Here is a 20,802-nt window from a genome sequence, read left to right on the forward strand (position 1 = left end):
TCACTATGTGATATTCAATATTGACATGTAATATTAATATTGCGTGACATCGGCAATTCTGTATAGTTCAGACCCATGGAACCTGGCCAGAAAATGCGGATGCCGATGGATTGGGGAGCGGGAAATCAAAGGCCCGCAGACCTCACGCATCTGGACACGCCTGCAGTCGTGGTCGATCTTGCCGTGGTGGAGCGGAATATCCAACGCGTTCAGTCGCTTTGCGACAAGGCCGGGATCAAAAATCGGCCCCATATCAAAACTCATAAATCCGTCGAGCTTGCAAAACTTCAGCTGAAATATGGTGCTGCCGGGATTACCTGCCAGAAGCTTGGCGAAGCGGAAATCATGGCGGCCGCCGGAATTGATGATATTCTGATCAGCTATAATGTGCTGGGTGCCGTCAAACATGCCCGTCTGGCGGATCTGCACCGCCGCATTTCCCTGACCGTTTGTTGCGACAATACAGTCGTTGCGGAACATCTGTCTGAAGCCGTTTCAGCCACCGGCAAGCGGCTGAATGTGCTGGTCGAATGCGATACCGGCCGGCACCGCTGCGGTGTCCTTTCGCCGCAGGCGGCGGTGTCGCTGGCCATCGAGATTGATCGTCTGCCGGGGCTGCATTTCAGCGGCCTGCTGCTCTATCCGCCCGATGGCGCGTGGCGCGAGGCCACCGAATTCGTCACGGAAACCCGTCAATTATGCGGCCATGCCGGGCTTGATATTGAGATCGTATCTACCGGCGGTACACCTAATCTTGCCTTTGCGGGCCAGTTTTCGGAAACTGAATTCCGCTCTGGAACCTCAATTTTCAACGACCGGCAAATGGTCAGTATTGATGCGGCGGAACCGCGCGATTGCGCCCTGTTTGTGCATGCCACAGTGATTTCGCATCCCGAGGCCGGGCGTATCATGCTGGATTCAGGGTCGAAGACGCTGACCAGCGATCTGGCAGGATTCGATGATTATGGCCTGCTGGTCGATTATCCCGAAGCGCGCCTGATGCGTTTCGCCGAGGAGCACGGCTTTGTCGATGTGTCACAATGCCGTTCGGTACCGAAAATCGGCGAGATTGTGCGCATTCTGCCGAATCATGTCTGCCCGGTGGTCAATCTGTTTGATCAGATCAATCTGGTGGACGGCAGCGGGAAAGGGCGAAAGCTGCAGATTGATGCACGTGGACGGGTGAACTGATATGGATGCAAGAGTTGCACAGCCAAACAACAATGAACGGCTCACAAATCCGTTCCGCGAGGCGCTCCGCTCAGGAAAGCCGCTGATCGGTATCTGGTCAATGTTGAATTCGATAAATGCCTCGGAAGGTTTGGGATGGGCCGGTTATGACTGGCTTTTGATTGACGGTGAGCACGCCCCGATCACACTGCCGGATGCAATGACCCATCTGCGGGCATTGGCTCCCACGCCGACAGTGCCCATCGTGCGTTTGCCGTGGAACGACCGCATTCTGCTGAAGCAGTTCCTCGATGCCGGCGCCCGCACCCTGATGCTGCCCTATGTTCAAAACGCCGATGAAGCCCGCGCTGCAGTTGATGCAATGCACTACCCGCCACGCGGCAACAGGGGCGTTGCTGCAATGCATCGTGCCAGCCGCTACGGGTTTGAAAAGGATTATCTGCGCAACGCTTCGGACTCGCTGTTTCTGATTGTTCAGGCGGAAACCGCGGAAGCGCTTGAAAACATCGACATGATCGCCGCTGTTGATGGTGTCGACGCCGTCTTCTTCGGTCCGGGCGATCTGGCCGCAAGTATGGGCAAGCTCGGCCAGGCGGCAGATGCCGACGTGACCGATGCAATCGACCGCGCCGCCGAACGGGTGCGCGCTTGCGGCAAGGCCGTCGGTGTTCTCGCCCCGACAGCGGATATTGCCGAACGCCATCTTCGCAGCGGTTACGACTTCGTCTCTGTGGCCAATGAAGCAGCGTTACTGTTTTCCGCAGCCAGCACCTCGGCCCGGCGCTTTCGTGAGGTTGCCGGCACCTCTGCCGCAGGTCCGGGTGTCTGACAATGGCGACTGTCGAGTTCCGCAATCTGATCAAAAAATACGGTGACCTCCAGGTTGTTCACGGCATTGATCTGGCCATCAATGATGGCGAGTTCATCGTTCTCGTCGGCCCGTCCGGTTGCGGCAAGAGCACCTCGCTGCGCATGCTGGCGGGGCTGGAAGATATCACCTCTGGCGAAATTCTGATCGGCGACAAGACCGTCAATGAAATCGCACCGCGCAATCGCGACATTGCCATGGTATTTCAGGATTACGCGCTTTACCCGCACATGTCGGTCTATGACAATATGGCGTTTTCACTGCGCTATCGCGACACGCCCAAGACGCAGATCAGGGAGCGCGTCGCTGAGGCCGCTGAAATTCTCGACCTCACCGCCTTGCTCGACCGAAGGCCGAAACAATTGTCCGGTGGTCAGCGCCAACGCGTCGCCATGGGCCGGGCCATTGTCCGCAAACCGCAAGTGTTCCTGTTTGACGAGCCTTTGTCGAACCTTGATGCCAAGCTGCGCGGATCGATGCGGCTTGAGATCAAGAAACTGCATCGCGAACTTGGTGTGACCACTGTTTACGTGACCCACGATCAGATCGAGGCGATGACACTGGCGGACCGCGTTGTTGTCATGAATGGCGGCAATATCGATCAGATCGGCGCGCCCGAAGACGTCTATAATGCTCCCGATACACTGTTCGTTGCCGGCTTTATCGGTTCGCCGACGATGAATCTTATTCCAGTCAGTCGCAGCGGGGATGGCCGCCTGCGTGTTGAAGGCGAAGACGGCTTCGATCTGTCACATCCCGCAGCAGCAAGCGCGACAGGATCAAATTACGTCTTCGGTATCCGACCCGAAGATATCCGGATTGCAGACGGCTCAGACATCCCCTCTGGTGTTGCTGTTGACGGCATCGTCGATGTTGTCGAGGCGCTAGGCCCGGACACGCTGGTTTTTGCCAATGTCGGCAGGCAGCCGGTCACCGCACGGATACGTCCGGACATACGCGTCAGACCGGGCGATGCTGTTCGGCTGGAAATTGATGTTGCGCGGTCTCATCTTTTCGACACAGCAACCGGAAAGGCATTGCGATGACCACGAAGCCCACACGCATTGCGCTTGCCGGATTTGGTGCCTGGGGTCAGATGCATGCCCGTGCAATCGCCAATATCGACGATGCGGAAATCGTTTCGGTATTTTGTCATTCGGAGCGGTCCGAACAGGCGGCCGCGGAACATCTGCCCGCTGCAGAGCGGTTTTCCGACTATCACGCAATGCTGGAAAACGGCGGCTTCAATGTTGTCGACGTTACTGTGCCCAACGATGTGCATGCACAATACGCCATCGCCGCGCTGGAGAGGGACTCCCATGTCTTTCTGGAAAAGCCGCTGGGTATTACTCTTGAGCAATGTGATGCGGTGATTGCGGCAAACCAATGCAGCACCGGCCTTGTCGCGCTCAACCATGAGCTGCGCGTCTCGCATCAGTGGCGCGCTGTGCGCGAGCGCATCGCTGCCGGTGATATCGGTGATGTGCGATATCAGCATCTGTCGCTTTACCGCCATGCCTTCCGGCAGGGATCGGGTGGATGGCGTTATGATCCGGCCCGCGTCGGGTCGTGGATCCTGGAAGAACTGGTTCATTTTTTCGATCTCGTCACCTGGTATGCCACCGAGAATGGCAAGCCCGCGCGGGTGACTGCCTATGGCAATGGCACCAAAGGCAATCTGACCGACAATTTCGCCACGGTTCTTGAATGGGATGATGGCGCCGTCGCGGTGCTGAGCCAGTGCCTGTCCGGATTTGAGCATCACACGCTTCTGGAAATCGGAGGCACTGACGGTGGCCTGCGCACCTGGTGGTCGGGCGCGCTTGACCGCACCATGCATCCGGACTTCGAACTGAAACTGAAACGCGGCACAGCCGAGGTTGAAACCATCGAGATCCCGAAATCCGGCGAGGTTTTCGAGCTTGAGGAAAATCTTCGTGCCGCCTTCGCCGGCTTTCACGAGGGCCGCTCGATCCTGTCACCGGCGGAGGCTCGTATTGCCGTGGAAATCTGCCTTGCAGCCGAGGAGTCGTTTCGCCGGGGAAAGCCCATTGCCTTGACTTCATGACACTTTAATCCCGCTCACCTGGAGCATTTTAGAAGGAGGAAATGAAATGCTGAAGACATTCATCAAACAATTAGCAGCCATGTCGGTTGCCACAATAGCGTTGACGGCGCCGGCACTCGCCGCTGAAAAGATCACGGTGCTGACTTGGAATCTGCCCATCTATGGCGAAAAGATCGAAGGCTGGATCGCGGAATTCAACGAAATGCATCCCGACATCGAGGTCGAATGGATCGACAAGAAGGGAACGGAATGGGCAACCTTTTTCCAGACCCAGCTTGCCGCCGGAACACCGCCCGATGTGGTCAATATTCAGGGCGCGCTGTGGGCGGAATATGCCGCCAATGGCCAATTGCTCGATCTGGCGCCCTATCTGGAAGCCGACGCCGAATTCGCCAACCGCTTCGTCGACGGTGCCCTTGATCTGTGGAAGACCGACGAAAAGACCTACATGGTGCCGTGGTATTTCAACCGCACGCTGCTCTACATCAACAAGCAGATGGTGAACGAAGCCGGCATTACCACACCGATCACCAGTTTCGAAGATCTGATGGCCGCCGCGAACAAGGTGACAGGTGAGGGCAAGTCCGGTTTCCTGACAACGAATTTCGACTGGCTTTACTGGCCGCTATTTGCCATGAACGGGGTTGAGATTCTCAATGAGGATATGACCAAGGCCGCCTTCAATACGCCCAAGGCCGTGGAAACCCTGACCGCGCTGGCCGAAGCCACGAAGAGCGGCGCAATCAACAACATCTCCTGGACTGGACGCTGGGTTGAGCCCAACACCGCTTTTGCCTCGCGCAATGTCGCCATGTATATGGCGCCGAACTCGGCTCTGTTCTGGGCTGCCAGCAAGGCCGACTGGATCAATGATGAGAATGTTGAAGTCTACGATGCGCCCGGCGACTGGTGGACGCCTAACCACCATGGTTGGGGCGTATCTGCATCAACCAAGCACCCCGATGCGGCAGTCGATCTGATCAAGATCGCGACATCGGACAAGTGGCAGGAAACCATGTCGAGTACTTTTTCGATCCTGACGCTCAACAAGAATGTTGATCCGAAACTGATCGAGAAGTTCAAGACAGAGGCACCACTCAAGGCAAAGATCCTTGAAATGGCAGGATCGAAACTGGACAAGATCTCCGGCTATATCAAGTCGCCGCTTGAAGCCCGCATCAAGGATGCTTTCTGGACATCCGTCCAACCAGCGCTGCTCGGCCAGACCGACCCCCAGGAAGCACTTGCTGCTGCCGAAGCGAAGGTCAACCGGATTCTGTCCCGGCCCTGAACGAGCAAACGGGAGCCCGCGCTACCTCCACTAGCGCGGGCTTATCAGCCAGAGGGAAATACGCGGTATGATGACCCTGTTGAAAACCAAACGAAGCCGGGAGCTGACATTCGTCTGGATGCTTCTGCTTCCGGCACTCGCAGTCTATCTGTTCTATCGCGTGATTCCGTTGCTGTGGAATGTGGTCCTGTCGTTTTCATTCTGGGCGCCGGGCAAGCCGTTCAAGTTCGCTGGTCTCTATCAGTATGAGGAAATGCTTTATTTTGACGACGCCTTCTGGGTAGTCCTGAAAAACACCGCAGTGTTCATGCTGGCAACGCCGGTCTCGATTGCAATCGCCCTTGCCCTTGCCCTGCTTGTCGACCAGAATCTGAAAGGCCGCTCGATCTACCGGACAATCATTTTTCTGCCCTATCCCATGATGATCGTCGCCGTCGGCATTGTCTGGCGCTGGCTTTATAATGACAGCGTTGGACTGATCAATTTTCTGCTGCGATCCGCCGGATTGATTGACCGGCCGATCGCCTTTCTTGAATCGTATGATTTTGCCATGCTGTCCGTGATGGTTGCGGCGATCTGGCAGATCGTCGGTTTTTTTATGATCATCATCCTCACCGGATTGCAAAACATTCCAGCGCATCTCTATGAAGCGGCGCTGATCGATGGTGCGCGGGCGCATCACCGGTTCTGGCGGATTACCCTGCCGCTGCTGCGCCCGTCTATCTTTCTGTGCGTCATCCTCGGCGTCATCGCATCCTTTACAAGTTTCGATCTGATCTACACGATGACCGGCGGGGGCCCCGGTCTGGCCACTGAACTGTTGATTACCTACGTCTACAAACTGTCCTTCACCCTCAGCCGGTTTGATTATGCCGCCGCCGTCACGGTTGTGATGTTTCTTCTTTTTCTGACCCTGGCCACCATCGCCAACCGCCTGTCCGGCGGCGATGCGGGCAAAGTCGATATCGCGGATTGATCAGATGAGCCTCTCGCACAAGATTGTCAGCCACCTGCTTCTGATCATTGTTTCGATTCTGATACTGACGCCGATCTATTGGGTCTTCAAAACCAGCGTCTCGGGAGAGAATCTGTTTTCCTATCCGCCATCGATCATCCCGGCGGACCCGAATCTGTTCTACTATGTCGAAGCCTGGTACACGGTCGACTTTGTCAGGCTGTTTTCCAACAGTTTCGTGATTGCCACACTGGTGGTGGTCGCCAATCTCTTCCTCAACGCCATGGCCGGTTACGCGCTGACCAAGCAGTTTCCCGGCAAGGGTCTGGTACTCTCGTTCCTGTTGATGTCGATGATGATCCCGTTTCATGCGACCATCATCCCGGCCTATCTGCTGACCGCAAAGCTTGGCCTGCTCGACTCCAAACTTGGCATCGCACTGCCGGCACTCAGTCACGTTGTTTGCATCCTGCTGTTCAAATCGAATTTCGAGGCGGTTCCCTCGTCACTGATTCAGGCTGCGCGCCTTGACGGATTGTCCGAATGGCAAATTCTGACCCGCATCATGATGCCCCTATCAAAGCCAGCGGTTGCCACCAATATCATCCTGTCCTTCATCTGGTCCTGGAACGAATTCCTCTGGCCGCTGATCGTCGTGCGCAGCCCGGATCAGCAGACGATGCCGCTCGGGCTGGTGTCCTTTCTGGCCTCCTTCGAAGACACCACCGGGTCGCTTTACGCCTTCAGTGTGCTCGTCGTCGTCCCCAGCATGCTGGTATTTTTGTTAGCTCAGAAGGACTTCATTCGCGGTCTGACATCCGGCGCGACCAAAGGTTGAGATGATGCAATGGCGCCCGATCCTGCTGAACCGCTTCGTCGTTACCATAGCGACGGTGATGATCATTGCGCTGCTGTGGAACCTCTATGTGTCGTTCAACGATGGCGGAAGCGTTCGTGGCCAGGTTATCACCAGCGACGGATCGCCGCTGGTTGGAGCAATGGTGAAATTATCGCGCAAGACGGTTACCTCCGTCGAGATGATTAGTGAGACGACGAGCGATGCGGACGGCATGTTCAGCTTCAACAAACACGGCGAATACGCACTGGTAATTACCGTATCGGTCAATGATGCGACCTCGGACCGAACTGTCGTGCCATTGTGGTTTCGCAACCAGGACATCGTCCTTGAAGAGTCGATTATCGTCAATCCATGACTGACTCACAGCTTCCAGCATTGACGCGGGCGGATGTCGCAGCCGGCCGGGTCGGTGTCCTCGCGCAATTTATTTCCCTGTCCGTCTGGCAATCCGGGCTGATCGTCCAGAAACTGCTGGTGGCGGAGTCCAATGTTCAGTCGGTCATGCTGCTGCAACTCGGTCTGGCGGCCATCTTCATGTTACTGGCCCTCATAATGATCAGCGGCGTGCCACAGTTCAACCGGCGCAATGCCGCCAATCTGGCCTGGGGGCTGATTGCGCCGGGGCTTGTATTTGCCTTTGGCATCGCCGGAGCAGCACGCACGGAGGGTCTCAGCGTGGTAATGATCTGGGGCACTTTTCCGCTGGTCGGTGCCATCACCGCGCGGTTGCTGATCCGCGAACCGTTGCACTGGACCTTTACAGCTGCCGGAATCGTGTCGTTCGTTCTCGTGACGCTTCTGGCAGAGAGCCGGTCAGAAAGTGGTGCCGGCGATATGATCGGAAATCTGCTGGTATTGCTCTCTGTGGTTTGTGCATCGTTCGGCATGGTGATTGGAAGAATCATGAACCGCCAGCCCAAAAGCTGGTTTCGTGCCGCCACACTTCAGATCACCGGCGCTGCAATCGGGGCAGTTGCACTGACGGCGCTGCTAGGGTTCGATCCGCCGGATCTGCTTGTGCGCAGCAATCTGCTCGCAACGCTCTATCTGGTGTTGTTCATGACGGTGACCAACTTTCTGGCCTATAACATCGCGCTCGCCCGGGTAGGTGTAGCGACCCTTTCCCTCAATGCCTCCTTTGCCCCGCTGATCGGACTGGCGGCGGCATGGGTAATATTGGATACGCAGCTGGGTGTTGTCGATCTGGTGTTTGCAAGCCTCATCGTTGCCAGCGTCGCGTTTCCGCATCTGTGGCGGCGGGTAGTCAAATAACGATTTAAACCGTGTCTTCACGGGGCAAAAGCGCCTCCAGACTTTCGATCCGGTCGGCTTCCGCCGGCGGTTTGTCCCAGCGCAGCCGGGCGATGCGCGGAAACCGCATGGCTACACCGGATTTGTGACGGGTCGAGCGGTTCAGGCCTTCAAACGCAACTTCCAGAACCAGCCCCTTTTCCAGTGTGTGGGTGACCTCGCGCACCGGGCCGAACCGATTGATTGTGTTGGCGCGGACAAAGCGGTCAATCTCTTTCAGTTCTTCATCGGTAAAGCCGAAATAGGCTTTACCGACCGGGACCAGTTCGCTCTCGCGCCAGACGCCAAATGTGTAGTCGGAATAAAACGAAGATCGCTTGCCGTGGCCGCGCTGGGCATACATCAGCACCGCGTCAACATTGTACGGGTCCCGCTTCCATTTGAACCATGGGCCGCGCGGCCGGCCCGGCACGTAAGAGCTGTCCCAGCGTTTCAGCATCAGACCCTCGACCGCGTCGGCATCCGCGCCCGACCCGAAATCGGCCGGGTTGGCGCGTGCAGCGGCAGCCTCATCCCAGCTTTTCATCGCGATCAGCGGTGAGATATCAATGCGCGCTGAATCCAGATCAGTCACCACCTGTTCCAGATGCCTGCGGCGTTCGGCAAAGGGCAGCGGCCGCAAATCCTCGCCATCCCTGACCAGCAGATCATAGGCGCGGATATGGGCGGGATAGGCTGACATCATTTTCGCAGAGACGGTTTTCCGGTTGAGCCGTTGCTGCAGCACATTGAACGGCTGCACCCGTCCATCAATCAGCACCAGCAATTCGCCATCTATGGTCATATCCGTGCTCAGCACATCAACCAGATCGGGAAAGGCCCGGGCAATATCCTCACCGGTTCGCGAATAAAGTGCTTTTTTCAGAATCCCGCCGGGTGCGTAACCGGCGCTCGCCTGAACCCGTATACCGTCCCATTTGAACTCGGCGCTGAAATCTCCTGCCACCAGTTTCTCAAAATCCTCCGGCTGGATCGGATGCGCCAGCATGGCGGGACGGAACGGCGCCGGGTTGTCATTGATCGGCACCGGGCCGCGACCTTCAACCCAGGCGAACAGCGCCTCATAGGGTGGCTCCAGGCCATGCCAGATTTCTTCAATCTCGTCAGCGCTGCGTGTTCCCAATTGCGCCAGCGCTGTTTTGGCAAGCCGGGCGGAGACACCGACCCGCAATCCACCGGTCAAAAGTTTCAACAGCGCATAGCGCACCGAACTGTCGGAGCGGTCGAGCCAGCCTTCCACAAGCGCTGGCGTTTCGCGGCGCGAGCTTTGCAGCAGTGCTGCTATAATATCGCTGAGGTGAAGTTCCGAATTGGGTCGGTCAGGGCTGCTCCTTTCCGGCCACGCCAGTGAAATGGTTTCCGCAAGATCGCCAACATAATCATAGGACAACGCAAACAGAACCGGGTCCATGCGCGCTTGGATCAGCTCCCGCAACATTGCCGGCCTGGCGCTTGGCAGCGACAGTTCTCCAGTGAGGACGGCCAGCGCAAAGCCGCGTTCCGGGTCGGGCGTTGCGGCAAAATAATCCTGCAACAGCTTCAGCTTTCCATTGCGCTGCGGTGTCAGGATCAGCCGTTCAAGCAAGTGCGAAAAGGCGCGCATCACTCGCCATCCTCTTCGTAGCCGACCAGCGATAATGGCCGCGCTGTATAATTGTTCAATTCGCACCAGCGGGTCAGCGCATCTTCACGGCCATGGGTAATCCACACCTCTTCCGGCGCGATCTCCTCTATAGTTGCGATCAGCTCATCCCAATCGCAATGATCCGACAGGATCAGCGGCAATTCGACACCACGCTGTTTGGCGCGTTGCCGGATCTGCATCCAGCCGGAAGCAAATGCCGCAATCGGATCGGGAAAGCGCCGTGCCCATTTATCGGCAAAGGCGGATGGCGGCCCGACAATGATGGCACCGGCAAAATCACCCTTTTTGCCTTTGTCCAGTGTGGCCGGCTGCAACGGGCCGAGATCAATACCTTCGGACTGGTAATAGTCACACAGTTTCTGCATCGCACCATGAATGAACACCGGCTGGTCGTATCCCGCCTCCCGCAACAGCGCGATCACTCGCTGCGCTTTGCCCAGCGCGTAGGCCCCGACCAGATGCGCGCGTTGTGGAAACTGCACCACCGATGACAGCAGCTTTTGAATTTCCTGGCGGTCATCGGGATGACGGAACACCGGCAGGGCAAATGTGGCTTCGGTGATGAATACATCGCAGGGTACCGCTTCAAACGCTGCGCAGGTGGGATCATCCCGACGTTTGTAGTCGCCTGAGGCAACGATGCGCTTGCCATTGCAACACACCGCGATTTGAGCGGAGCCCAGAACATGGCCGGCGGGATGAAATGAAACACTGACATCGCCAATCCTGCGGCTCGCTCCATAGGCAATGGCCTCGGTACTGTCCGCATGAGCCGCGCCATAGCGTAACGTCATGATATCCAGCGTCTGCCGTGTGGCCAGAACCGCCTTGTGACCTGCCCGCGCATGATCGGCATGACCATGCGTAATCAACGCCCGGTCAACCGGCTTTACCGGATCAATGTAGAAATCGCCCGGTGGACAATACAGCCCCCTTGGAGTGGGATGGAGCAATTCATCAAAGCGCATCATGTTGCCTGTGTCGTAAACCTGTGCCTTCTGCCAGCAGATAAGACTGTGCGGTTTAATGTCAAACAGAACCCGCTGCATGCTTGTGAGGTGCCAGAGCTTGCCGGCGGTCTTTCAAACATGGCTCGCAAACGGGGATTTGCGTTCTATGTTATGGCTCTGGCTCCAGCGAATAACGGGTGGTCTGTGGACGAAGTTCAAACAGCCGAAAAACTGCAAGGCTTGCCGCCGCTGTTTGAACACTGGTTCACTTCACGCGGCTGGCAACCGCGTGCGCATCAGCTTGACCTGCTGCAACGTGCTTGCAACGGCTGCTCAACCCTGCTGATTGCCCCGACAGGTGCAGGAAAAACCCTTGCCGGGTTTCTGCCGAGCCTGATCGACCTGCATCAGGAGGACGGCTTGCGGCGCAAGCCTGGTACCGCCTTTTTCGGGCCCCACACGATTTACATTTCTCCGCTGAAGGCTCTGGCGGTCGATATTGCGAGAAATCTTGAGGCACCTATTCGCGAGATGAACCTGCCGGTTCGTGTCGAAACAAGGACCGGTGATACACCTGCCCACAAGCGCCAGCGCCAGAAGGAATACCCGCCCGATATCCTGCTGACAACGCCGGAGCAGATAGCTCTTTTGTTGTCGGACAGAAACGCACCGCGGTTTTTCAGACAGGTCAAAACCGTGATTTTCGATGAATTGCACTCGCTGGTGGTATCCAAACGCGGCGATCTTTTGTCCTTGGGTCTGGCGCGAATGGTCCGCCATGCCCCACAACTCACCACCATTGGCCTGTCGGCAACGGTTGCCAATCCACAGGATCTGCAGGCCTGGCTGGTGCCGCAGCAGCGCATCCACGGGGAAGTGCAGGAAGCCGGGTTGATCCATATTTCCGGTGGTGCAAAACCGCAGATCAGCATCCTGGAGACAGAGCAACGCCTGCCATGGGCCGGCCACACCGCACTTTACGCAATTGCTGATATCTACCGGCAGATCAAGGCGCACAAGACCACCTTGCTGTTCGTCAACACAAGGTTTCAGGCTGAATTGCTGTTTCGGGAACTGTGGCGTGCCAATGACGACGCCCTGCCAATAGCCATGCATCACGGCTCGCTCGATGTCGCACAGCGCCGCAAGGTGGAGGCGGCGATGGGCACGGGCAGTCTGCGCGCCATCGTCGCCACATCGACGCTGGATCTCGGCATTGACTGGGGCGATGTCGATCTGGTGATTCATGTCGGCGCACCAAAGGGGGCCAGCCGGCTGGCCCAGAGAATCGGCCGCTCCAACCACCGCATGGACGTCCCGTCAAAGGGAATTCTGGTTCCGGCAAACCGGTTTGAGGTGCTGGAATGCAAGGCTGCACTGGACGCCAATTATATCGGCGCGCAGGATACACCCAGACTGCATGACGGGGCGCTTGATGTGCTGTGCCAGCATGTGCTTGGTATGGCTTGCGCAGCGCCGTTTCTGGCCGATGAGCTGTTTGCAGAAGTCACTTCAGCCGCGCCCTATGCCGATCTGACCAGAGCCACATTTGACAGGATCATCGACTTTGTCGCAACCGGCGGCTACGCCCTGAAAAGCTATGAGCGCTACGCCAAAATCCGCAAGACCGAAGACGGCACCTGGCGTCTGACCCATCCCCGTCTGGCGCAGCAATACCGCATCAATGTCGGCACGATTATTGAAAACCCGATGCTTCTGGTCAGGCTGACCAGAAGCAGAGACGGACGGGTCGGACGCGGCGGCCGTGTGCTTGGCAAGGTCGAGGAATATTTTCTGGAAACGCTGGAGCCGGGGGACACGTTTCTGTTTGCCGGCCAGATCGTGCGCTTTGAAGGTATTCGCGAGAATGAGGCGTTGGTGACCAAAAGCGCTGCCGAAACGCCAAAAATCCCGAGCTTTGCCGGGGGCAAGTTCCCGCTCTCCACCTATCTGGCCGAAGGCGTGCGCAATATGCTGTCTGATCCGGCCAGCTGGGCGGCGCTGCCAGAGCAGGTGTCGCAATGGCTTGAGATGCAGAGATTGCGCTCTGTGCTGCCGGGCCGCAGTGAGTTGCTGCTGGAAACTTTTCCCCGTGGCGACAAGCATTATCTGATTGCCTATCCGTTCGAGGGGCGGCTGGCGCATCAGACACTGGGTATGTTGTTGACCCGAAGGCTGGAGCGCATGAAGGCGCGTCCGCTGGGCTTTGTCGCCACGGATTATGCGCTCGGAGTGTGGTGTCTGCGCGATCTGTCACAGATGATCCGCAAAAAACAGCTGAGTCTGGATGCTCTGTTCGACGAAGACATGCTGGGGGATGATCTGGAAGCCTGGCTGCGCGAGAGTTTTCTGATGAAACGAACCTTTCGCAACGCGGCGTTGATTGCCGGACTGATTGAAAAACGCCATCCGGGCAAAGAGAAATCCGGCCGGCAGGTCACGGTTTCCTCGGATCTGATTTACGATGTGCTGAACGAACATGAACCTGATCACATTTTGCTGCAGGCGGCTTGGGCGGATGCGTCAACTGGTCTTTTGGATATTCAGCGTCTCGGCGCTATGCTTGGCCGTGTCAAGAATCACCTGCGTCACAAATCCCTCGACCGGATTTCCCCGCTGGCGGTTCCAGTGATGCTGCAGATTGGCAAGGAGCCGGTTTTCGGCAGCGCCGATGAAATGATTCTGGCGGAGGTTGCGGGCAATACCAGTCCGCTGGACGATCTGGTCGAAGAAGCAATGCGATTATAAGTTGGTCAACTGATTCATGACTCTTGCAGAAAACAGTTCAGAGCCGATGCTGCCGCAAGGCGCAGAAGTGACACTGATGGGTGAGACATTCCTCGCGCATCCGCACGGCATCCTGTACTGGCCCGGCGAAGCTACTCTGATTGTCGCCGATCTGCATCTGGAGAAAGGCTCAAGTTTTGCCCGCAAAGGCACCTTCCTGCCGCCATATGACAGCCGCATCACGCTGGGCCGTCTGGCCACGCTCGTTGAAGAGCTGCGACCGGACAGGTTGATTGCCCTGGGAGACAGTTTTCATGATGTCGAGGCCGCAAACCGTCTCGGCGCCAAAGAATGTGCCACAGTTTTGCGGTTGCAACAGAGCTGTGAGTGGATCTGGGTTTCCGGAAATCATGATCCCTATCCGCCGGTGGCGCTGGGCGGCCATGCCTGTGATGAGATGACAATCGGGCCGATCACCTTCCGCCATGAACCGCTAGCCGGCGCAAAGGGCGAGATTGCCGGACATCTGCATCCCTGCAGCAAGGTCAGGGGCCGGGCGCGTTCGGTCCGCAGGGCCTGTTTCATCGAAGACGGCGATCGAGCCATCCTGCCTGCCTTTGGCGCATTGACCGGTGGCCTCAACATCTGTGATGACGCCTTCACCGGCATGTTCGGTGTGCCCCATCGCGTCAGAATTCATATGCTTGGAGATCAGCAGATCTACACCGTAGACAGGAATGATTGCCGACCGGATGCCCGCCGCGCCTGACGGAAGGACCAAGCTATAAAAGGCCAAGGCCGCCAGCCACCAGCGCGATGATTGCGCCGACAGTCAAGCGTAACCGCAGGCGCCCGAACCAGCGTGGCAAGGAATGGTTGCGTGTGGCTTTGAGATCGACATAGAGCTGCCACAGATAGCCAAAAATCAGCAGGAAGATCCCGCCCGAAATGATTGGCAGCAACAGGCAGCTCCATCCGAATATGGAGGGCAGCACACTGAGAACAAAATCCCGTGTCTGGGTTTCCTTGGAAGATGCACCAAGCGCTCTGCCCCAGCGCACGCCACCCAGAAAAGACAGGATCACGGCTCCATAGGCCACCAGGGCCTGACCGGCGGTCTCCTGTAGAAACGGGTCTTCATCGAACAGCAGAACCGCTGCTGCCGAAATCACGAACGGAATAAGACCGGCATAGCCAAGCCATATAGCCATTTGCGATGACGGACGGCTGGTGTCCTGCGGATCGTTGGACGTCATGATCATCGCGGTTTGCCCCGGTCTATTCTCGTCTGAACACCACGCCACCGAACCAGCCAACGAATACCGCCAGAAGCACGGCAAAGACGCCGAACAACATGCCATTTTCGCGGCTGAAATCATACACAAGCTGCTCAAGTCCCGCCTTGGAAATCCACAGAGACTGCTCGTCATGGGCCAGAAGCGCACCCTGATTGAAGACGAAAACCTCAATGCGGTAGGTGCCGACAGACACGCGCGCGGGAATGCGTATCGTGCTTTTGAACAGGGTTTCCGTGAGGAAATCGACGCCGTCATTGTTCATGGAAAACAAATCATTGCTGGCTTTCAGACGGCGGTAAGCAAGGGCGAAATCAGTTGAATTGCCCGGTGCCTCGATGGCATCGGTTGCCACCGGGAAAATGATATTCTCCAAACCGATCTGATTTGCCTGCAAAGCCTGCGACTGAGCGATATCCTCCGTTGGACGGTTGGCGGCCAGCGCATAAAATGACGGGACACTGAGGAAGGTTCGCGAGTTGCGGTTGATCCAGACACCAAAAATGCGTTCCTTCTTTCGTGTCACGACATCTACCGGCGGTCCTTTGAAAACCACGACAACGTCATATTCTCCAGGGCGTGAAATCGATGCGCGGTCGCGCTCGATGCTGCCGAAAACGGTAATATCAGTTCCCGAAAAATTTGAATTGATCGCCACATTCTCCGAGGAGACCGCTATCACCACGCGCTCGGCAAATACTGGCGTCGCGAGCAGGGCCATCACGCTGGCTGCGAGCAAGCGGAACATCAGCTTGCCCCCATCAGCCGCAGCACCGAAATCGAATACAACTCGTCCGGTTTCAGAACCAGGTTGACCGCAAACCGCATTCCAACTGCCAGTACCAGCAGACCCAGCAGCGCACGAAGATGTTCGCCCCGCAGCTTCTGGCCCAGTTGCGCTCCGAATTGCGCGCCGAAAACGCCGCCGATCATCAGCGCAAGTGCCAGCACAACGTCAACGGTCTGATTGGTGCTGGCGTGCAGCACGGTGGCAACCGACATGGTGACGAGAATGTAGATCAGCGATGTCCCGATCACCATGGCCGTCGGCACGCGCAGCAGATAAATCAGCGCCGGCACCATGATAAAGCCGCCACCGATACCGAGCACCGAGCCCATGAAACCGATCGAGATCCCCAGACCAAGGACCGGGAGCACACTGACATAAAGTTTCGAGCGGCGGAATTTCATTTTCAGCGGCAGGCCGAGAACCCAGCTATGCTGGCCCGGCATTCTCGCGGGCGGCGGCTTGCCATCGCGGTTTTTCAGCATTGCGCGGATTGATTCACGCAACATCAAAATCCCGATTGAGCTCAGAAATGTCAGGTAGGAGACCGAGATAATGAGATCGAGCTGACCGATATCACGGAGCAGCCGGAAGACAAAAACACCCAGTGCCGAGCCGACAACGCCCCCGCTGATAAGCATGCTGGCAAGCTTCAGATCAATTGCCTGGCGACGCCAGTAGGACAGCGCCCCCGATGTCGATGAAGCGACGGTCTGCGAGGTCACTGTGGCGACAGCCACGGCGGGCGGTATACCGGTGAAGATCAACAGTGGCGTTAACAGAAATCCACCGCCGACACCAAACAGACCCGAAATAAAGCCGACCGCTGCACCCATGCCCAGCAACATCAAAATGCTGACCGGTAGTTCGGCTATGGGCAGGTAAATCTGCACGGACGTCTGTCTTTATGGCTAGGCGCTCATTGGCGCGAGATGTAACTAATTCTGGCACACCGCCAGTGTGGTTTGATAAACGCCTGCTGAGTCGCTCTGTCAATGTCCAGAGGGCACAGATTAAATTTTAAATTCGAGATTCGTCTATATTTGTTAAAGGTTTGCCGTCAAGCACGCCGGACTGTTCAAAAAATGTCGGAAGGCCGCCAACGGATGCTGTTTCCCCGTCACTCGCGGTTTCGGCGTGTTTTGCAAGCACGGCTTCCGCACTCGCGGGAAGTTCGACTGCAATCCACCCTTCATCCGGGATGGCGACATTATTGGCATTTTCCGGCGGCAGCTCTGGAACCCAGCCGGCAACCTTGCGATCAAGCTGCGCGCGTATATCGGACAACAGGTCCGGACCCAGCGCATCACGCTTGGCAATAGCATCGGGATCGCCATCCTTGGCGGCAACGGCAAACCAGAAATAGGCCTCTTCAAGATCGGTCGCGACACCCATTCCGCGGGCATGGAGAATGGCCAGATTGAACTGGCTGTCTCTGACGCCGGCTTCGGCTGCCCTGGTGAACCATTCTGCAGCTGCAGCGAAGTCCGGTTCACCCAACGCGCCCTGGGCATGCAGAACACCCAGATTATACATCGCCTTGGTGTTTCCTTTGTCGCCAGCCTGTTCATAAAGCTCAGCCGCCGCAGCCTTGTCCTTGGTAATGCCGCGGCCATGCTCCAGCAAACTGCCGAGCCTGTACAGTGCCGGTGCCAGTCCCTGGTCGGCGGCGCGGCGATACCACTGCACTGCCTTTTGCATATCGGCAGGAGTGCCGAACCCATCAGCATACCGGCTGCCCACTTCGAACTGCGCCACAGCATCTCCGATTGCCGCTTTGTAACGCAGCGGCAACGGTCCGATAGTGGAAGCAGGGGCGGGTGCAACAAAGGTATGCAGCAGCGGTGTGTCTGTTGCGGTTTTGGCGCTGTCAGGTTTGGCAACCGGCAAGGCAATATTGGTCGGCTTGGTCAACGCGCCAAAGATATTTTCACCGAGCGCGCTGAACCGGTCGGTTCCGCCCGGCAGCCGATCGGGAATTTTCTGGCGCACCGGCCGGGCCGCCGTATCAGAAGGATCATCAATGACCTTGCTAGCCGCTGCCAGGCTTGCCCGAGCGGCCTTTGCCGGCCCCGAAATACTGCCTGTTGTCAAAACCTCTTCAGGTCCGGATTGTGACCGGTAGCTTTGCAGTGTCAGCGCGACCGCAGCGATGATCAGGGACAATCCCAGACAGACGCCGAGAATTTTCTTGCGCCGCGACGGGTCGCTCTCAGTCTGCAGCTCCTGCTTTTGCTGCGCCAGGAAATGTTCGGCGCGCCGCTTGATGCTGTCAACGGACGGATCCTCAGTTGATGCTGCTTCTGCGGGAATGGCGGGGCGCTCGGCGCGCTTGTGGGTGGCACGCCGGGCGGCAGCAATATAGTTCATGCCGACGCCGGGTTCGGCCGTCTGTTCGGATTTGGCGCTGCGTGAGCCGCGGGCAGTGCCGGAAGCCGCCGCCTGTTGAACCGGCTCTACCGCCTCAACGGATTCGCTGGGCCGGGCAGTTTCACGGGTAGTCTCCAGGGCAGGTTTTGACGGTTGCGGCGGGGTATCGCCTGATTGATCAGTGCGACCTGTGCGATCAGTGCGATCCGGCACGATTTCGGCTTTTCGGATACGGGAACGGGTTTGCGTATCTTTCGCGGCGACAGAGTGTGCAACCGCCTGTTTGCTGCGTTTGGCCTGAAGCCGGTCGACGCCGCTTTCCAGGTCATAGATTTTGTTCAGCAGCAAGCTCAGCGTATCCGGTACAGAGCTGAGCCGTTTGTCCAGCCCTTCTGGCGATTTCGATTTTTCAGCATTCGCCTTGAGCAGTGCTGACAGATCGTCAAGCGTCTGCTGGCTTCGGGCATCAATGCCGCGTTCGACCCGGTTGAGAGCCTCGTGCAAGGGTGTCACGACAGCATCGGAAACCGCCTTGGAAACTTCAGTGGCGGTCGGTGCAGCGGGAATTTTCGGGTCGGGTCTGGCAAGCTGTTTTTCCAGTTGCGCCATGACGGTCGACATTTGTGTTTCGATCCGCGCCAGATCATCCTGCATCTGCTGATGCGTGGCATCGGTCTCGTCAATCTTTGCCGCGCCAAGCGCAGGGATCTCTTCTATGCGCCGTTCCAGGCTTTCAATCTGGAGACTGAGCTGCTCGACAAAGTTCTGGTTCTGAAAGGTTTGCTGTTCGGTGCTTTCCCCGGCGCGGCGGTCTGCCTCAAGAGAAGCTGAATCGAACCGCTTCATTGTGTCGTCCAGCCGCGCCAGCAGACTGTCAAAGCGATCCTTGAACAAGTGTGTCTGATCGCCGGCCTTCAGTGCATTAAGGCTGGTCTGCTGTTCCATCAGAATAGCTTCAAGCCGGCCAACCGTATGTTCAATCGATTCAAGCGTCTCCCGGGGCGGCAGGAAGCTGATCAGGCTTTGCGGATTGGGCTGCTGCTGGGCAATTTCCGAAGGCAGATTCTGCAAAGTCTTTTCCAGCTTTGCAATTTGCGTCTGCAGTGCCGAATTGGTCACGGCATCAGGCTGCTGCCGGATGGATTTTTCAAGCTTCTGCACGGTCAGATCCAGCAGGCCTGCAACATCTCTCGACAACGCCGGCTTGATCGATTTCACAGAGGCTTCCAGATTGTCGATCTGGCTTTGCAAGGCCGGCAATTGCCGGCCTGCGTCAGACTGGGTCACCGAATTATGCAAGCGCACATGCTCATCAGCAAGCTTCTGTAAGTTCTGGTCGAGCCGGCCCTGGTCTTCCTGCAGCTTGACCTGCATTTTGGCCATGGGTCGCAAAATCGCCACGTCATCTCGGGTTGGCAGTTGCGAGATTTTCGACTCAAGCAGAGACAGATTGTGCTCCAGCTTCTCGCGGATGTCATCATTATGGGTCTTCGCCTCTGAATCCGATTTTTCCAGAAGCGAATTTATTTTGTCGCCAAGCAGTTTGAAATGCGACTCCATCACTTCGCTGGAGAGGGCCTCTTCCTTCTCTCCATCTTCTGGCGCAGTTTCAGCCTCTTCGAGGATTGCATCCGGGGTAGGGCTGCCGCCAGTTGCAGGCTGTTGGGCAAAGCTCGTGTCCCATAAGGATTGGTCATGGGACTGGTCAAAGGATTCATCGCCTGCGTCGTATTCAGTCACGCTGTCCGGACGTGTAGTCCGGCCGGGGCTGGCATCCAGATCCAGATCGAATATGATTTCCGGAGCCGCATTGTTACTTTCTAATTCTGTTTCCGCATCTTCAAGCGGCTCGACGGGGGAAACAATGCGCTGTTTCAAGGCAAGGATACGTGCGCGCAGATCTTCAATCGTACTGCCACCACCCTGCATTCTGTAAACTTCATCGTCTTCTGCCGCGCCTTCGGCAGCCGGTAGTTGCGGATTGTCTTCCGTGTTCGGTTCTTCTGGTGTTTTGAGAAAATTCAACTGTGTACTGAGATCGTCGATTGCGCTGATCAGAGCTTCGCTGTCGGCATCTGTGTCGGGTTCTTCCAATTCGTCCTGAAGTGCTTCTTCTGCGACGAATGCCGCCCGTTCAGCCTCCAGACGGCTGTGCCGCTGTGTCTGCAACAATTTTTTCAGGGTTTTTTCATCCGGCGACAGATGGTCGCGATTTTCGTCCTGACGTACGGCTACCTGCAACCAGGTTTCCAGTGACATGCCGTTTCGCTTGGCGGCGTCTATAACCTGGCCAAAGACGTCACCGGATTGATCATCATTGATGGTGTCAGAGTCACCGGTTTGCGGGCTGGATTTGCGCTTGAGAACGGTCACTTGCGTTGATGCTTTCTTGCCGGATCCTGTGATACCCGCGCAGGCGGCGCGAGTCACGGGAGGTTTATTTACTCAAACGTCAACGCTTATGGTAAACATGTGGTTAATTTTA

17 protein-coding genes are annotated in these 20,802 nt (G+C 57.0%); 11 read left to right on the forward strand and 6 right to left on the reverse strand.

Annotated features, from left to right (window positions below):
* The first annotated feature begins 105 nt into the window (after positions 1 to 105).
* From RAL88_RS12130 to RAL88_RS12170, 9 genes are all read left to right on the forward strand, one after another.
* The gene (locus RAL88_RS12130) at positions 106 to 1,191 is read left to right on the forward strand and encodes an alanine racemase (protein ID WP_306269666.1); all 1,086 of its coding nucleotides are present in this window, start codon (positions 106 to 108) and stop codon (positions 1,189 to 1,191) included.
* 1 nt (position 1,192) lies between these two features.
* Positions 1,193 to 2,020 (forward strand): HpcH/HpaI aldolase/citrate lyase family protein, encoded by an 828-nt coding sequence (locus tag RAL88_RS12135; RefSeq protein ID WP_306263688.1) that lies wholly within the window; start codon positions 1,193 to 1,195, stop codon positions 2,018 to 2,020.
* A 2-nt stretch (positions 2,021 to 2,022) separates the two neighbouring features.
* A complete protein-coding gene (locus RAL88_RS12140; protein ID WP_306263690.1) occupies positions 2,023 to 3,105 on the forward strand; it encodes an ABC transporter ATP-binding protein in 1,083 nt (360 codons plus the stop codon).
* Complete coding sequence (locus RAL88_RS12145; RefSeq protein ID WP_306263692.1) at positions 3,102 to 4,127, forward strand: Gfo/Idh/MocA family protein; 1,026 nt, start codon at positions 3,102 to 3,104, stop codon at positions 4,125 to 4,127. The genes RAL88_RS12140 and RAL88_RS12145 overlap by 4 nt, the downstream gene beginning before the upstream one ends.
* 46 nt (positions 4,128 to 4,173) lie before the next feature.
* On the forward strand, positions 4,174 to 5,418 hold the full coding sequence (locus tag RAL88_RS12150) for an ABC transporter substrate-binding protein (protein ID WP_306263693.1): 1,245 nt from the start codon (positions 4,174 to 4,176) through the stop codon (positions 5,416 to 5,418).
* 70 nt (positions 5,419 to 5,488) lie between these two features.
* Positions 5,489 to 6,394: a carbohydrate ABC transporter permease gene (locus tag RAL88_RS12155; protein ID WP_306263695.1), complete on the forward strand. Its 906-nt coding sequence runs from the start codon at positions 5,489 to 5,491 to the stop codon at positions 6,392 to 6,394.
* Between the two features lie 4 nt (positions 6,395 to 6,398).
* On the forward strand, positions 6,399 to 7,211 hold the full coding sequence (locus RAL88_RS12160) for a carbohydrate ABC transporter permease (protein ID WP_306263697.1): 813 nt from the start codon (positions 6,399 to 6,401) through the stop codon (positions 7,209 to 7,211).
* A 4-nt stretch (positions 7,212 to 7,215) separates the two neighbouring features.
* Positions 7,216 to 7,587 carry a carboxypeptidase-like regulatory domain-containing protein gene (locus tag RAL88_RS12165; protein WP_306263699.1) on the forward strand — a complete coding sequence of 124 codons (372 nt, stop codon included), beginning with the start codon at positions 7,216 to 7,218 and terminating at the stop codon, positions 7,585 to 7,587.
* Complete coding sequence (locus RAL88_RS12170; RefSeq protein WP_306263701.1) at positions 7,584 to 8,504, forward strand: DMT family transporter; 921 nt, start codon at positions 7,584 to 7,586, stop codon at positions 8,502 to 8,504. The genes RAL88_RS12165 and RAL88_RS12170 overlap by 4 nt, the downstream gene beginning before the upstream one ends.
* 4 nt (positions 8,505 to 8,508) lie before the next feature.
* Here the strand turns inward: RAL88_RS12170 and RAL88_RS12175 are convergent, their stop codons facing one another.
* Together RAL88_RS12175 and RAL88_RS12180 are read right to left on the reverse strand one after the other, a co-directional pair.
* Entirely contained in the window at positions 8,509 to 10,146 is a 1,638-nt protein-coding gene (locus RAL88_RS12175) for a cisplatin damage response ATP-dependent DNA ligase (RefSeq protein WP_306263703.1), read from the reverse strand.
* Positions 10,146 to 11,156 (reverse strand): ligase-associated DNA damage response exonuclease, encoded by a 1,011-nt coding sequence (locus RAL88_RS12180; protein ID WP_306269668.1) that lies wholly within the window; start codon positions 11,154 to 11,156, stop codon positions 10,146 to 10,148. The genes RAL88_RS12175 and RAL88_RS12180 overlap by 1 nt, the downstream gene beginning before the upstream one ends.
* 186 nt (positions 11,157 to 11,342) lie before the next feature.
* Between RAL88_RS12180 and RAL88_RS12185 the strand changes: the two genes are divergently transcribed.
* Both RAL88_RS12185 and pdeM read left to right on the forward strand, forming a co-directional pair.
* Positions 11,343 to 13,886, forward strand: a complete 2,544-nt coding sequence (locus RAL88_RS12185) for a ligase-associated DNA damage response DEXH box helicase (RefSeq protein WP_306263705.1) — start codon at positions 11,343 to 11,345, stop codon at positions 13,884 to 13,886.
* 16 nt (positions 13,887 to 13,902) lie between these two features.
* Positions 13,903 to 14,634: a ligase-associated DNA damage response endonuclease PdeM gene (gene pdeM, locus RAL88_RS12190; protein ID WP_306263707.1), complete on the forward strand. Its 732-nt coding sequence runs from the start codon at positions 13,903 to 13,905 to the stop codon at positions 14,632 to 14,634.
* Positions 14,635 to 14,647: 13 nt separating this feature from the next.
* On the opposite strand, the gene RAL88_RS12195 is transcribed toward pdeM, so the two are convergent.
* From RAL88_RS12195 to RAL88_RS12210, 4 genes are all read right to left on the reverse strand, one after another.
* A complete protein-coding gene (locus RAL88_RS12195) occupies positions 14,648 to 15,121 on the reverse strand; it encodes a DUF3429 domain-containing protein (RefSeq protein ID WP_306263709.1) in 474 nt (157 codons plus the stop codon).
* Positions 15,122 to 15,143: 22 nt separating this feature from the next.
* Positions 15,144 to 15,908 (reverse strand): TIGR02186 family protein, encoded by a 765-nt coding sequence (locus RAL88_RS12200; protein WP_306263710.1) that lies wholly within the window; start codon positions 15,906 to 15,908, stop codon positions 15,144 to 15,146.
* Complete coding sequence (locus tag RAL88_RS12205; protein ID WP_306263711.1) at positions 15,908 to 16,840, reverse strand: sulfite exporter TauE/SafE family protein; 933 nt, start codon at positions 16,838 to 16,840, stop codon at positions 15,908 to 15,910. Before RAL88_RS12205 ends, RAL88_RS12200 begins: the two co-directional genes overlap by 1 nt.
* A gap of 127 nt (positions 16,841 to 16,967) precedes the next feature.
* Positions 16,968 to 20,690 carry a hypothetical protein gene (locus RAL88_RS12210; protein WP_306263713.1) on the reverse strand — a complete coding sequence of 1,241 codons (3,723 nt, stop codon included), beginning with the start codon at positions 20,688 to 20,690 and terminating at the stop codon, positions 16,968 to 16,970.
* Positions 20,691 to 20,802: the final 112 nt, after the last annotated feature.

Source organism: Pararhizobium sp. IMCC3301, assembly GCF_030758315.1.
Taxonomy (GTDB): Bacteria; Pseudomonadota; Alphaproteobacteria; order Rhizobiales.